Origin of the sequence: Actinokineospora auranticolor (assembly GCF_002934265.1) — a bacterium.
Taxonomy (GTDB): domain Bacteria; phylum Actinomycetota; class Actinomycetes; order Mycobacteriales; family Pseudonocardiaceae; genus Actinokineospora; species Actinokineospora auranticolor.
On the sequence record NZ_PTIX01000019.1, the window covers coordinates 42,337 to 55,716 of the forward strand.

At 72.3% G+C, this 13,380-nt stretch carries 15 protein-coding genes; 10 read left to right on the forward strand and 5 right to left on the reverse strand.

The annotated features are described in order from the left end of the window. The first annotated feature begins 147 nt into the window (after positions 1 to 147). Positions 148 to 2,622 carry a serine/threonine-protein kinase gene (locus CLV40_RS27275; RefSeq protein ID WP_374066619.1) on the forward strand — a complete coding sequence of 825 codons (2,475 nt, stop codon included), beginning with the start codon at positions 148 to 150 and terminating at the stop codon, positions 2,620 to 2,622. Here CLV40_RS27275 and CLV40_RS27280 read toward each other — a convergent pair. After that, positions 2,619 to 3,827, reverse strand: coding sequence for a metallophosphoesterase (locus CLV40_RS27280; protein WP_104481861.1), 1,209 nt, complete (start codon positions 3,825 to 3,827; stop codon positions 2,619 to 2,621). The genes CLV40_RS27275 and CLV40_RS27280 overlap by 4 nt on opposite strands. Before the next feature lie 263 nt (positions 3,828 to 4,090). On the opposite strand from CLV40_RS27280, the gene CLV40_RS27285 reads away from it, so the two are divergent. Together CLV40_RS27285 and CLV40_RS27290 are read left to right on the forward strand one after the other, a co-directional pair. Then, on the forward strand, positions 4,091 to 4,921 hold the full coding sequence (locus CLV40_RS27285) for a helix-turn-helix domain-containing protein (protein ID WP_146108265.1): 831 nt from the start codon (positions 4,091 to 4,093) through the stop codon (positions 4,919 to 4,921). Between the two features lie 13 nt (positions 4,922 to 4,934). Beyond that, positions 4,935 to 5,126 carry a DUF397 domain-containing protein gene (locus tag CLV40_RS27290; RefSeq protein WP_104481863.1) on the forward strand — a complete coding sequence of 64 codons (192 nt, stop codon included), beginning with the start codon at positions 4,935 to 4,937 and terminating at the stop codon, positions 5,124 to 5,126. 42 nt (positions 5,127 to 5,168) lie between these two features. Here CLV40_RS27290 and CLV40_RS27295 read toward each other — a convergent pair whose 3' ends face one another. Beyond that, entirely contained in the window at positions 5,169 to 5,747 is a 579-nt protein-coding gene (locus tag CLV40_RS27295) for a PaaI family thioesterase (RefSeq protein WP_245931598.1), read from the reverse strand. A 127-nt stretch (positions 5,748 to 5,874) separates the two neighbouring features. Here CLV40_RS27295 and CLV40_RS38380 point away from each other — a divergent pair, with 127 nt between their 5' ends. Further along, positions 5,875 to 6,042: a hypothetical protein gene (locus CLV40_RS38380; protein WP_181043767.1), complete on the forward strand. Its 168-nt coding sequence runs from the start codon at positions 5,875 to 5,877 to the stop codon at positions 6,040 to 6,042. Here the strand turns inward: CLV40_RS38380 and CLV40_RS27305 are convergent. After that, entirely contained in the window at positions 6,002 to 7,363 is a 1,362-nt protein-coding gene (locus CLV40_RS27305) for an MFS transporter (protein ID WP_245931599.1), read from the reverse strand. The two genes, CLV40_RS38380 and CLV40_RS27305, sit on opposite strands and share 41 nt — an antisense overlap. Positions 7,364 to 7,518: 155 nt before the next feature. Between CLV40_RS27305 and CLV40_RS27310 the strand changes: the two genes are divergently transcribed. Genes CLV40_RS27310 through CLV40_RS27335 form a run of 6 tightly spaced genes read left to right on the forward strand, consistent with a single transcriptional unit; the run spans position 7,519 to position 10,956 of the window. After that, on the forward strand, positions 7,519 to 7,968 hold the full coding sequence (locus CLV40_RS27310; RefSeq protein WP_104481866.1) for a type VII secretion target: 450 nt from the start codon (positions 7,519 to 7,521) through the stop codon (positions 7,966 to 7,968). A 1-nt stretch (position 7,969) separates the two neighbouring features. Further along, a complete protein-coding gene (locus CLV40_RS27315; RefSeq protein ID WP_104481867.1) occupies positions 7,970 to 9,223 on the forward strand; it encodes a WXG100 family type VII secretion target in 1,254 nt (417 codons plus the stop codon). Further along, a complete protein-coding gene (locus tag CLV40_RS27320) occupies positions 9,220 to 9,495 on the forward strand; it encodes a hypothetical protein (protein WP_104481868.1) in 276 nt (91 codons plus the stop codon). Before CLV40_RS27315 ends, CLV40_RS27320 begins: the two co-directional genes overlap by 4 nt. Next, positions 9,492 to 9,674 carry a hypothetical protein gene (locus CLV40_RS27325; RefSeq protein ID WP_104481869.1) on the forward strand — a complete coding sequence of 61 codons (183 nt, stop codon included), beginning with the start codon at positions 9,492 to 9,494 and terminating at the stop codon, positions 9,672 to 9,674. The genes CLV40_RS27320 and CLV40_RS27325 overlap by 4 nt, the downstream gene beginning before the upstream one ends. Next, on the forward strand, positions 9,671 to 10,420 hold the full coding sequence (locus tag CLV40_RS27330) for a hypothetical protein (RefSeq protein ID WP_104481870.1): 750 nt from the start codon (positions 9,671 to 9,673) through the stop codon (positions 10,418 to 10,420). Before CLV40_RS27325 ends, CLV40_RS27330 begins: the two co-directional genes overlap by 4 nt. Continuing rightward, the gene (locus tag CLV40_RS27335; RefSeq protein WP_104481871.1) at positions 10,417 to 10,956 is read left to right on the forward strand and encodes a hypothetical protein; all 540 of its coding nucleotides are present in this window, start codon (positions 10,417 to 10,419) and stop codon (positions 10,954 to 10,956) included. Before CLV40_RS27330 ends, CLV40_RS27335 begins: the two co-directional genes overlap by 4 nt. On the opposite strand, the gene CLV40_RS27340 is transcribed toward CLV40_RS27335, so the two are convergent. Continuing rightward, positions 10,953 to 11,759 (reverse strand): helix-turn-helix transcriptional regulator, encoded by an 807-nt coding sequence (locus tag CLV40_RS27340; RefSeq protein WP_104481872.1) that lies wholly within the window; start codon positions 11,757 to 11,759, stop codon positions 10,953 to 10,955. The genes CLV40_RS27335 and CLV40_RS27340 overlap by 4 nt on opposite strands. A gap of 74 nt (positions 11,760 to 11,833) precedes the next feature. Next, positions 11,834 to 13,054 carry a L,D-transpeptidase gene (locus CLV40_RS27345; protein ID WP_104481873.1) on the reverse strand — a complete coding sequence of 407 codons (1,221 nt, stop codon included), beginning with the start codon at positions 13,052 to 13,054 and terminating at the stop codon, positions 11,834 to 11,836. Between the last annotated feature and the right edge of the window lie 326 nt (positions 13,055 to 13,380).

Here is a 13,380-nt window from a genome sequence, read left to right on the forward strand (position 1 = left end):
GGCATCGGGGGCCCGTCGGGTGCGGGGTGGGGAGCCGCCGGTCCGCCGGTCGGTGGGCAGTCGCCGCACGGTGGGCAGCGGCCGGGTGGGGCGCAGGCCACGGGGCAGCACCGGGTGGGTGGGCCGAGCGCGGCACCGACCACGGCCGTGCCGTTCCCGGCCGGTCCGCAGCGACCGGGCCCCGGTGGGCGCCGGTCGGGGCAGCCCGCCGGTGGGCAGCACCGGTCCGGCCCGGGTGGACAGTCCGGTCGGCACGGTGGGCGGGACTCCCAGCCCGTGCGGCCGACCCCGGACAGCCAGGCCACCGCGCAGTTCGCCCCCGTCGAGTACCCACCCGTGGCGCCCCGGCGGCCCGGGGTGTTGCCGGACACCGCGCTCGCGGACGACGAGCCGCAGCCGACCAGCGTGCTCAACGAGACCACGTTGACGCAGAGCATCGTGCCGCCGCGGCCGGAGGACGAGGAGCAGGCCGCCCCCGAGACGCAGCTGCTCACCCGGACCGACAGCGGTCCGAGCACCGGGTCCGGGGCGTTCCCCGGCACCGGCAGGCGGACCGGGTCGCGCTCGTCCGGTCGCGGCCGGTTGGGCGCCGGGCTGGTCGAGGTGCCGGTGGTGCCGATCAAGGACCCGTCCAGCGCCGTGCTGGACAACCCGGTCGTCGCGGAGAACAAGCGGTTCTGCAACAGCTGCGGCGCCGCGGTCGGCCGCGGCGCCAACGGTGCACCGGGCGAGCCCGAGGGCGAGTGCCCGACCTGCGGCCAGGCGTTCAACTTCCGGCCCCGGCTCTTCCGCGACGACCTCGTCGGCGGCCAGTACGAGGTGCTCGGCAGCATCGCCTACGGCGGCCTCGGCTGGATCTACCTGGCCAAGGACCACAACGTCAGCGACCGCTGGGTCGTGCTCAAGGGCATGATCGACACCGGTGACGCCACCTCGATGGCCTCCGTGGTCGCCGAGCGGCGCTTCCTCGCCGAGGTCGAGCACCCGAACGTGGTCAAGATCTACAACTTCGTCGAGCACCCGGACCCCAAGACCGGCTCGATGGTCGGCTACATCGTGATGGAGTACGTCGGCGGCCAGTCGCTGCGCCAGCTCGCCCTCGAGCACCACCGCGAGGCGGGCCGGGCCGAGCCGCTGCCGATCGGGCAGGTGATCGCCTACGGGCTGGAGATGCTGCCCGCGCTCGGCTACCTGCACAGCGTCGACATGCTGTACTGCGACCTCAAGCCGGACAACGTGATCCAGGCGGGCGAGCAGCTCAAGCTCATCGACCTCGGCGCGGTCCGCAAGACCGACGACTACGAGAGCCCGCTGTTCTTCACCGCGGGCTACGCCGCCCCCGAGCTCGCCACCGAGGGCGCCAGCATCGCCTCCGACATCTACACCGTCGGCCGCACCCTGGCCGTGCTCTCCATCGAGTTCGCCGGCTACACCACCCGCTACAAGCACACGCTGCCCGGCCCGGACGTCGAGCCGCTGTTCGCGTTGTTCGGCAGCTACCACCGGGTGCTCAAGCGGGCCACGCACGGCGACCCGGCGCGCCGGTTCACCTCCGCCGAGGAGATGGCCGACCAGCTCACTGGTGTGCTGCGCGAGGTCATGGCGCTGGGCACCAACCGGCCCCGCCCCGGACTGTCCACTGTGTTCGGTCTGGAGGCGCGCACGTTCGGCGCGGGCCTGGTGGTGTCGGACTCGCTGCCCACCCCGGACCCGCTCGAGGTGGCCACGGTGCTGCCGCTGCCGCTGGTCGACACCGACGACCCGGCCGCCGCCGTGCTGGCCAGCATCACCGCGACCGAACCGGCGGAACTGGTCACCGCGCTGCTGGCCGCGCCGCAGGACTCCATCGAGGTCCGGCTGCGGCTGGTGAAGGCCCGGATGGAGCTGGGCGACCTGCGCGCGGCGGCGGCCGAGCTGGACGCGGCCCGCAGGCTGGTCGCCACCCCGGCGGACTGGCGCACCGACTGGTTCCACGGCCTGCTGGCCCTGGCCAACCGCGCGTCCCAGGTCGCGCGGGAGGCCTTCGACCGGGTCTACGACGCGGTCCCGGGCGAGCTGGCGCCGAAGCTGGCGCTCGCGGTCAGCTACGAGCTGGCGGGCGACAACTTCGCCGCCGCCCGCTACTACGAACTGGTCTGGCGCACGGACCGCTCGTTCGTCAGCGCCGCGTTCGGTCTGGCCCGGGTGTACCTGGCGCAGGACGGTCGCGCGGGTGCGATCGAGGTGCTGGAGGCCGTCCCGGACACCTCCAGCCACCACGTCGCCGCCCAGGTCGCGGCCATCAAGATCAAGGCCAGGGCGCACGAGGTGGCCAGGGTCGTCGAGCACGAGCTGCACGACGCGGCCAAGCGCCTGGAACGCCTCGCGCTCGACGCCGAGCGCCGCACCCAGCTGTCGGCGGAAGTGCTGGAAGCCGCGTACGGCTGGGTCAAGGCGGGCAAGCCGGGGGCGAACCCGGCCCACCCGCAGCGCACCGTCCTCGGCTGCGAGCTCTCGGAGCGCGAGCTGCGCTTCGGGTTGGAGCGCTGCTACCGGGCGCTCGCCCGCCTGGCGGGCAGCCCGCAGCAGCGGCACGCGTTGGTGGACAAGGCGAACGCCATCCGCCCCAGGACGCTGACCTAGGCGTCCGGCACCAGCTCGATGACGGAGATGTCCGGTGCGGCGCCCACCCGCACCGGCGGGCCCCAGCTGCCGACGCCGTTGGTGACGTAGAGCCAGGTCTTGTCCACTTTGGACAAGCCGGACACGGCGGGCTGGGAGAGGCGCACCGCGTAGTGGAACGGCCACAGCTGGCCGCCGTGGGTGTGGCCGGACAGCTGGAGGTCGACGCTGTGCTTGGCCGCGTCCTCGACCTGGACCGGTTGATGGGCCAGGAGCACGGTCGGCTTCGAGGTGTCCCTTGTGGACAGCGCGCGGATCATGTTCGGCGCGTCGTCGTACTTGCGGCCGTTGAGGTCGGTGACGCCCGCCAGGGTGAAACCGTTGTCGCCCTGGGTGATCGGGGTGTTGCTGTTGTGCAGGTAGTGCAGGCCGAGGCGTTCCAGCTCGGTGACCCACTGCTGGTGGCCCGAGTAGTACTCGTGGTTCCCGGTCACGAAGTACGTGCCGTGCCGGGAAACCAAGTCCCGCAACGGTTCCGCCGCGTGGCCCAGCTCCGCGACCGTGCCGTCGGCGAGGTCGCCGACCATGGCGACCAGGTCCGGCGCGGTCTCGTTGAGCATCCGGACGACGCGCTCGGTGTGCGCCCGGCCCAGCAGCGGCCCCAGGTGGATGTCGCTGACCACGGCGATCCGGAACCCGCGCAGTTCCTCGGCCAGGCCGGTGATCGGCACCGTCAGCCGCTTCACCTCGGGCGGCCCGAGCGCCGACACGACACCCGCGCCCACGATGGTCGACGCGCCCGCCCCGGCCACGACCGCCGCCGCCCGCGCGACGAACAACCGCCTGCCCAGGTCGACCGGCGCGGGTTCCGGCGCCGGTTCCGGGGCGGGGGCCGCGGCCGGGACCAGCGCCGGTTCCGGCGCGGCGGCGGGTTTGCGCATCCAGCGCCTCAACGCCAGCCGGGGCAGTTCCAGGACCGCCAGGATGAGCAGCAGGTAGAAGAACACCGCGAACCACAGGTAACCCGGCCAGGCGAACCACGCCCCGACCTCGACCCCGACCACCTGCGGCAGCACCAGTCCGGCCACGGTCAGCCCGGCGAGCACGGCCAGCACCACCGTCCCCGCGCGCCGGGCCCGCGGCGTCCGGGTGGTGTCGTGCACGAGCCGACGCCAGAGGTACCAGTGCAGGAGCAGGACGCCGAGCCCCACCACGACCATGAACATGCGCCAAGCCTACGGAGTTTCCGCTGGTCGCCTGCCGGGCCGCCACGGGGCAGTGGGGAGACGCGCGACCCGGCAGGCTGACCCCTCCCGGGCCCCGCCGCTGAGGTGCCCACCACTCGGCGCGGTTGGGAGGGGAACTGTCTCGACCAGTGCGAGACCAGCACGTGGAAATCTACACGGAGATTTCCAGTTGCACGAGCAGGTGGCCCCGTTCGGAGTACGAAGAGATACGGAGAGTCGTCGTATCCGGCAGACTGCCCGGCATGACTTCCTCGGACCCCGGCCCCATCGTCCAACGCATCCTGCTGGGTATCGAGCTGACGACGGTCCGTGATGGACTGGGGATGTCGCAGGCGGAGGCGGCACGTGACCTCGGGTGGTCGGCGGGCAAGCTCTCCAAGATCGAACACGGTGACGCCAAGCTCAGCGACCGCGACCTGGAGCGGGCCGTGGCGGTCTACCGGATCGACGCCGACCACGGCGAGCGGTTGCAGGAGCTGGCGACCGAGGCGCGCCGCAAGCTGCCGCCGAGCCGGGTCCGCGAGTGGGCGGCCAAGTACGTCAACCTGGAGCGCAGCGCGACGCGGTTGGACATGGTCCAGTTCGACATGTTCCCCGGCGCGATGCAGACCGAGGAGTACGCCCGCGCGGTGCTCACCCGCTCGGTGACCATCCCGAGGTCGTCGGTTGATGTGATGGCCCGCGACCGCGCCCGGCGGGCCGACCGGTTCCGCACCGACGAGCGCTGCCGGGTCCGGTTGATCGTCGGCGAGGAGGCCATCCGCAGGCCCGTCGGCGGGCCCGAGGTAATGCGAGCGCAACTAACTTTCCTGCTATCCGTGGCGCAGCTGCCGCACGTGACTGTCCAAGCGCTACCGTTGTCCGGTGGCGCACACGCGTCCGCCGGTGTGGCGTTCACCGTCGTAGAACTGTTGGACGGTCGTGCCCGTTTGGTCTATGTGGAGGGTCTGACCGCAGCGGACTACCTCGTGAGAGAGCACGTTTCCACCTACTCCCTTGCCTTCGAGAGTCTGACCGCCGCGGCGATGAGCCCGGACGCCACCCGGGAGTTGGTGGAAAGTCGACTTGAGTAGGAGATGGACCCGGATGACCGACTTCGACCTTCCGGCCGCTAGGTGGCGGAAGTCGTCGCGCTCCCAGGCGCAGCAGTGCGTTGAGCTCGCTTTCGGCGAAGCCGTGCGGGACAGCAAGAACCCGGACCGGGTGTTGGCGCTGGGGGGTAGCGCTTATCGGTCCTTTTTGGCCGATGTGCGACTGGACCGGTTCCGAACACGGTAAGGGCGATGTGGGTCTGGACCGGTTCCGAACACGGTAAAAGCGCTACGGATTGAGCTCGACCGGTCGCGATCCCAACAGGCTCGGGTCCGCCGCGACCGCGCGCAGGTCGGCTTCCCGGCCGTTGTCCAGGAAGTGCTTGAGCTCCACCACAACGAACAGCGCCCGCGCCCGCACCGCGACCGGACCGTCCGCGCCCAGCCGTCCTTCGGCACTGGCGTAGACCTTCCGGCCCGCGACGCCGTCGAGGTGCGCGTCGATGACCAGTGTGGTGCCGACCGGAACCGGTAGCAGGAAGTCGGTTTCCAACTTCCCCGTGACGGCGGGCTTGCGCAGCAGGTGGCCGACGGTCGTGCCCAGCGCCTCGTCGAAGGCGCACGCGAGGAGGCCGCCGTGGGCCAGTCCCGGCGCGCCCTGGTGCGCCTCGGTGACGGTGAACCGCGAGCGGATGGTGTGCTCACCGCCGACCTTCGCGCGCAGGTGCAACCCGTCGCCCTGCTTGTCCCCGCAGCCGAAGCAGAAGGCGTAGTGCGGCGGCAGGTCGGTGCCGGCGGCGGGGGCGTCCGGGTGGGGCTCGGGCAGCTCGGTCGGGACCGGCGGCCACGGCGCGGGTGTACGGCTCACTACTGAAGAGTAAGCACGCGCCCCGTTGTGGCCGCGCACACGCACCGGTTGTCCACTTGCGCCGCCGTCGTGCCCGGGTGCGCAGGCGGGCGGGTGGGACCCGGTGCCGTCGCGCATGCTCGACGGCGTGACCGAGTCCCACCCGGACGACCTGGCTCCGGACCACCCGCGCGGGCCCGGAGCCGAAGCCGCGCGGCAGGCGGCGCGGGCGCGGCAGGTCGCCGACCTGGCCGCCGCCCTGGCGTGCCTGCTGCTCAGACCGCCGCGTCCGAGGTCGGGCGGGTGCTCCCGGTGACCTCGCGCAGCGACCGGCCCGCGGTCTCCGGCAGCAGGTAGATGGGGACGGCGGCGATCAGCGCGGCGCCCATCAGGTAGTACGCCGGGACCAACTGGTCTCCCGTGCTGTCCACGAGTTTCGTCACGACGTACGGCGCGGTGCCCGCGAACAGCGCCGTGGACAGGTTGTAGCCGATGGCGAACGCGCCGTAGCGCACGGCGGTCGGGAACATCGCGGGCAGCACGGACGGGATGGTGGCCAGCAGGAAGGTCAGCAGCACGCCGATCACCCCCAGGCCGACCGCGAGCGCGACCGGGTTGCCGGTCCCCATCAGCTTGAACGCGGGGATCGGCAGTACCAGGAACCCCGCGCACGAGACGTACAGCAGCGGTTTGCGCCCGATCCGGTCGGTCAGCGCGCCGACCGGCGGGATGATGACCATCATCACCGCGATCACGGCCATGATCGCCAGCAGCGGTGTGCGGCCGGTGAGCCCGAGCGTGCCGGTGAGGTAGGACTCCATGTAGGTCAGCACCACGTAGTCGGCGATGTTGAGCAGCACGATGTAGCCGATCAGGTGCAGGATCGACCGCCACTGCGTGCGCAGCACCGCGCCCAGCGGCGAGGACTCCAGCTTCTCCTCCGCCGCGGCCTCCAGGAACAGCGGTGTGTCCTCCAGCCGCGTCCGCAAGTAGAGACCGACCAGTCCGAGCGGGCCCGCGACCAGGAACGGGATCCGCCAGCCCCAGTCGGCCATCGCCGCGTCGCCCACGGCGATCGTGGTCAGGGTCACCACACCCGCGCCGAGCAGGAAGCCGCCCAGCGAGCCGAACTCCAGCCAGCTGCCGAGGAAGCCGCGCCTGCGGTCCGGGGCGTACTCGGCCATGAACGTCGCCGCCCCGCCGTACTCGCCGCCCGCGGAGAAGCCCTGGACCAACCGGGCCAGCAGGACCAGGACCGGCGCCAGCAGGCCCACCGCGGCGTGCGACGGGAACAACCCGATCGCGAAGGTCGAACCGGACATCAGGATGATCGTGGTGGCCAGCACCTTGCGCCGTCCCACGCGGTCGCCGAGCGGGCCGAAGACGAACCCGCCGAACGGGCGGGCGATGAACGCCACCGCGAGCACCGCGAAGGTGCCCAGGACGTTCTCGGTCGGGGTCTGCGCGTCGAAGAACACGGCGCCGAGGACCGCGGGCATGAACCCGAAGACGCCGAAGTCGTACCACTCGATGCAGTTGCCCATGGCCGAGGCGGCCACAGCGCGCTTGATGGTGGGGTCGGTGTGGTTGTCGGCAAGCTTTGGGGAGTCGCGGGTATCGGTCGCCGATTCACTCATTTGTGGAGGGTAACGTCATCTTTTCACCGACGCCTACGGTCAGGAGTTGTCCACGTGAGCGGGTGAGGTGCCCGGTTGTGCACAACGATCGGGGTAGGGGTAGAACCATGAGTCACCGTGGGTCACCCTGGTAGGCGACGGAGCGGAGAGGGAACATGACGCGCGTTCGCACCATGCAGCAGGTCGAGCAGTTGGCCAAGAGCCGACAGGTCCAGGACCGGGCGTATGTGGACTCGGACGTGCGTGCCGATCCACAGGGTGACTTCCGGCTCACGGGTACCGGTATGGACGGCATGGAGGTCGACTACGCGGCCCTGTCCCAGGCGTACTCGCAGCTGGGGGACCTGCACGCCGAACTGGCCAAGCAGCGCGACCTGGCGGCCGAGTTGGAGCAGCCCATGGGCGACGGCTCGGGACCGGTCGCCGCGCGCATGGCGCAGGCGTTCGGCGTCCGCGCGGACGCCGAGGGCGGTGTCCGCGCGGTGCTCGAGAAGTACCTCACCGAGCTGGCGGACGTGCGCGAGTCGATCCGGGCCACGCTCGCCGACTACGAGACCGTGGACAACGCGGCCAAGGACGCCTTGAACCGCGCGGGGAGGATCTGACGTGGTGGACCGCCGCTACAGCCAGAACCGCAGACACGAGTTCTTCACCGACAACCACGACCCCGGCGCGAGCGCCGCTCGGAAGATCGAGGCCAACCGGCAGGCCCGCGCGGAGAACCTGGCCGCCGGGTTCGAGCAGATCAACTGGAACGCCTACGAACACCGCGTGCTCTACGACATGGTGATGGCGGCCGACCCGAACCGCATGGACCAGCAGGCCCAGCGGTGGAGCGAGCTGGCCAAGCGGATCGATGGCACCACCAGCGACGTGCGCGACATCCTGCAGGGCACGTTGGGTTCCTGGCGCGGGCCCGCCGCCGTGCGCGCCGCCGAGGCCAACACCCGGCTCGCCCAGTGGGCGGGCGAGGCCGCGCACAAGGCAGGCCAGGTCGGCGAGGGGCTGTCCAACTACACCGAAGCGGTGTCCTACGCGCAGCGGAACATGCCAGAGCCGGTGTTCTCCTACGGCGAGGCCTGGTTCATGCGGGGCTACGACGTCAAGATCACCGACGGGCCCAGCGGCGCGGTCTTCCTCAAGCAGCTCAGCGACGACCACCAGGGCACGGTGGTCGAGCGCGAGGCGGCCAAGGCCAGGGCCGTCGAGGTGATGCGCGAGTACGCGAGCAGCAGCCAGCAGGTGCACGACCGGTTGCCCGAGTTCTCCTCGGGGCCCACCACGACCCGGCCCGGCGCGCCCGTCACCTTCAGGGAAACCCCGACCGCCCCCACGGAGAAGACCCCTGGGGGCGACGACCCGAGGCCCCCACGTCCGCCGGTGATCATCATCGACGGCCCGCCTCGGGATCCCGATGACGACCCGCACGACCCGTACGATCCGCCCTACCCGCCGCCCGGCGACGGCACGAGCACGTCCGGCACGCCGGGGTACGTGCCCGGGACCAACCAGCCGACCACGAACTACCCCGGCACCAACTACGGCCCCGGCGGTTCGGGTGGCGGCTACGCCTCTGGCGGTTACGGCGTGGGCGGTGGCTTCGGCCCCGGCTCGGGCGCGGGCCAGCGCGGCGGCGGGGCTCTGTCCGGTAGCGGCATGGCCGCGCGCGGTTCGGCGGCTTTCGCGGCCGAGGCGATGGCGGGCCGCAACGGCGCCGCGGGCAACTCGTCCCTGTACCCGCCGATGGGCGGCGCGGGCGCGAACCGCGAAGAGGACGAGGAGCACAAGAACAAGTACGACGACGGCCTCGACCTCTTCGACGACCTGCCCCCGGCGTACCCGTCGGTCTTCGGCGCGTGACCGGCTACACCGCCGACCCCGGTGAACTGGCCGCGGCGGCCACCGTCCTCAGCTGGACGGTGGCCGACCTCGAAGCCGTGCGCCTCACCACCACCCCGGCGACCGGTCCGGCCCGGCTCGCCCAGGCGATCACCGAGTACACAGTGGACACCGAGGCGGCGGTCACCGCCGCGCACGCGGCGCTGACCCGCGTCGCCACCGACCTGACCCACCTCGGCCGCGCCTACGCCGACGTGGACGCCGACGCCGCGAACCGGTTCCACTCGCGGTGAGCGCCTACCCGGGCCTCGACCCCACCCCCGGCGACCGGGGCGTGATGATGTTCGCGGTCGCCGAGTACCGGGCAGTCGCGCCGCGGCGGGTCGAGTCGGCCACGGTCAGGTGGATCGGTCCCGCCTTCGACATCCGCCCCGCCGCGCTGCTGCTCGCGTCGGACAGGAGCGGGCGGTGAGCGGTTACCCCGGACTCGGCTTCGACCCGACCCCTGGCGACCCGGACGCGGTGATGTCCGTGGTCGCCGAGTACCGGGCCGCGGCAGCCGCGCTGGCCGCGGTCGGGCCGGACCTGCGGCGGGTCGAGTCGGCCACGGACGGGTGGACCGGCCCCGCCGCCGACGCCTTCGCCGGGCGCGTCGACGCGGTACCCGCCGACCTCGACACCCGGTCGGCGAACCTGCGCCGGGCCGCCGACCTGCTCACCACCTGGGCGCAGACCCTGGCGGCGGGCAAGCGCGCCGCCGACGACCTGGAGCGCGCGGCGACGCGGCTGCGCGACCGGATCAGCGACGCCACCGACGACCTCCACGCCCGCCGCACCGAACTCGACCTCGCCGCCACCCCGGTCGCCGCCGCCAAGGCGGGCATGGACCACGCGGCGGCCGAGGCCGAGCTGACCGCGCTGCGCGACCGGCTGGCGGACGTGGTCCGCCGGGCCCGGGTCCTCGCCGCCGACCACGAACGCGCGGCGGACGAGGTGGCCGACGCGCTGCGCCCAGCACACCGCGCCAAGTCCCCCACCTCGTCGATCGCCGCCCTGCTCGACCGGGTGTCCACGACCTCCGCCGCCCTGGGGGGCCTGGTCCTGTCGTCCGGACCGCCCACCCGGTCCACAGGCGCGGCAGGCACCTTCGCCGCCGCCGTGGCCACCGGTGCCGGGGGCGGCGGTCCGGTGATCGAGGTCGTGGAGCGGGCCAGGTGAAGCTCGCGGGCGTCGACGGGATCGTGCCCGTCTCGCTGTGCTCGGTCGACGACACCGCCGCCGAGCTGGCCGCGCTGATGGTCGCCCGGCGCGGGCCCGAGTCCGCGCACGACCCCGGGGTCGGGCAGGCCGCGCGGGAAGCCGCCGAACTCGCGCACGCCGAGGGCGCCGGGCTCGTCGCCGTCGCCACCCACCCCGACGCCGACCCGGCCGTGCTCGTCGCCGTGGTCTCCACCTCCGACCAGCCCCACGGCTCCACCACCGCCGACGCCCTGCGCCGCCACCTCGCCGCGGCCGGGCCGGACATCCTGGACGTCACGGAGTCCCGCACCGAGCGGGGCCACCCCGTCGTCATCGCCGAACGCCTGGCCGCCGCCGACACCGGTCGCGCCCCCGGCTGCCAGCTCCAGGCGATCGTGATCGAGCCCGACGGCCGCCGCCTCGCCGTGTTCACGCTGCACTCGACCACCGGCCGCGGCTGGCTGGAACTTGCCGTCCTGCTGGGGAAACTCGTCTCGTCGGTGGACTTCGGCTAGGTGGTGAGCACCCGCTCGCGGAACTCGCGGGGCGTCGCGCCGACGGCCTTGCGGAAGGTGCGGGAGAAGTGGGCGGCGTTGGCGAAGCCGCACTGGCGGGAGATCTCGCCGATGCCGCGCACGGCCTGTGCCGGGTCGGCGAGCAGCTCCTTGGCCCGCTCGACGCGCATGGCCCGGATCCGGCCGGACACGCCGTCGCCGTCGTCGAAGAGCTGGTAGAGCCTACGCCGGGAGATGAACAGGGCGTCGGCGATGCGCGCCGCAGTCAGCGCCGGGTCGGCCAGGTGGTCGCGGATGAAGTCGACCGCGGCCCGGCGGCGGGTGGCGATCGCGTCCGCGCGGTCCAGTTCCGTGCGCAGCGCGCTGCGCAGCACCAGCTCCACCAGGCCGATCACGTACGCGCGGGCGCCGTGCGGGTCGACCGCGTCACCGGCGGCCAGCAGGTGCGCCACCGACGACGCGACCAGCGCCTGCACCCCGCGCGCCAGCGGCACCGGCTGGAACAGCAGCGGCCGCAGCTCGGCGAACCCCACCGACAACTTGCTCGTCGCCACGCTCAGCAGGACCGCGCCGGGCTGGTGCTCGCCGCCGCGCACCCGCAGCGCGCACTCGCCGAAGCTCAACGACACCCCGCCCGGGGGGAGCTTGGGGAGCGCGGCGCGCAGCAGGACCTGCAGCTGGTCCGGGTCCGACCGCACCCGTCCGCCGCGCAGCACCGCGTCCATCGCCTGCCGGGCCGCGGCCGCGCCCGACGCGCGGACCACCAGGTACCCGGCCGCGGGCTCCGCGCTGTCCACGGCCATCAACCTTACGTGCCCCGAAACGCCACCGGGGGTGGCCTCCACTGGGGAAGCCACCCTCGGGTCCCGCCCGGCGGTCAGTTCGAGGTGGCCGACATCGACGTCCACTTGTCCCAGGACACGGCCCAGTCGTAGTAGTCGCCGTCGGCCGAGCTGAGCTGCTGGTTGCTGCCGGTGATCTCCACCGGGTCGCCCGGCAGCACCGAGTCGTAGTAGATCTTCGCGTTGGCGGGCGAGAGGTTGATGCAGCCGTGCGAGACGTTGCGCTTGCCCTGCTGCGGGATGGAGTTCGCGTAGCCGTGCACGAACTCGCCGTTGTTCGAGATGCGGACGGCCCAGGGCACCATCACGTTCTCGTAGTTGTACTTCGGGTTGGTCATGCCGTAGGTGGCGTGCTTGCTCATGACCACGTGCGTGCCGCTCTTGGTGACCCGGCCCGGGTCGGACTCCAGGCCCATCGACGCCGGGAAGTCCTGGGTCTGCGTGCCGTCGGTGATCACGACCATGCGGTGGGTCTGGGTGTCGGCGCGCACGATCTGCGAGCGGCCGATGGTGAACGACGAGGTGATGTCGTCGCTGCCGTAGGTGCCGCCGCCGAGGTCCACCCCGTAGATGCCGACCGTGACCCGGACGGTGGTACCGGGCTTGTAGTACTCCTTCGGCCGCCAGTGCGCGGTGCGGTCGTCCAGCCAGGCCCAGGCGCCTTCGGTCTCCGGCGTGGTGGCCACCTTCATCGCCTTCTGCGCGGCGACCCTGTCCTTGACCGGGGCGTCGAACGCGACCGCGATCGGCATCGCGATGCCGTAGGTCTTGCCGTCGCCGGTGTTCAGGCTCGCGCCCATCTGCCGCTTCGGCTTGACCGTGGTGAACGAGCCGTTGAGCTGCTTGGTCGCGCCGTCGGCGCCGACCGCGCTGCCCGCCCAGGTGTAGGTCTTGCCGTAGCCGAGGTGCTCGGTGACCGTCCAGGTGGACTTGTCCGCGGCCAGCTCCCCCTTGACCTGCTTGCCCTCCGCGTTGGTCAGCGTGACCGCCTGCAGCGCGCCGTCGGTGACCGCCATGGTGATCGGCCCGGCCGGGCTGGCGTCCTTGGCGTCGACCGCGGGCGTGGCGACCAGCTTGGCCTCCTGGCTGCGCGGCGCCTCGGCGGTCTTCCCGCCGCCGCCACCGCCACTCGCGCTCGTCGCCGCCGCCGTCTCACCGGAGGTGCAGCCGCTCAGCGCGAGCACCGCGACCAACCCGGCGCCGAGCAGTGCCACCGGGTACACCCGCCGCCGTCCCCCGAACCCGCGCCTGATCATCTGCGTTTCCTTCCCCCACAAGCCATCCGACACCCATAACGACGCTGTGGCGCATCGGGACGTTGGCCACGTACTTTGTGACTCATGTCACGTTCGCTGGATTTCGCGAGGATTCCGGAGAGCGATGCGGCCACTCCGGAGCGTACCTGAGGAGATCACCCGCTTGGGCTAGCCGAGCGCCCGTCAGGCAGTAGTGCGGCCAGGGGCGAGCCGATACGCTTTCGGTTGCAGGCCGTGGTTTCTGTGTTCGTGCTTTTATTCACGCTCGCGGAACGACGACGCGGGCGCGCTGCTTTTCCGCTGCAGTGGGCGGAAGTATCGCCCGA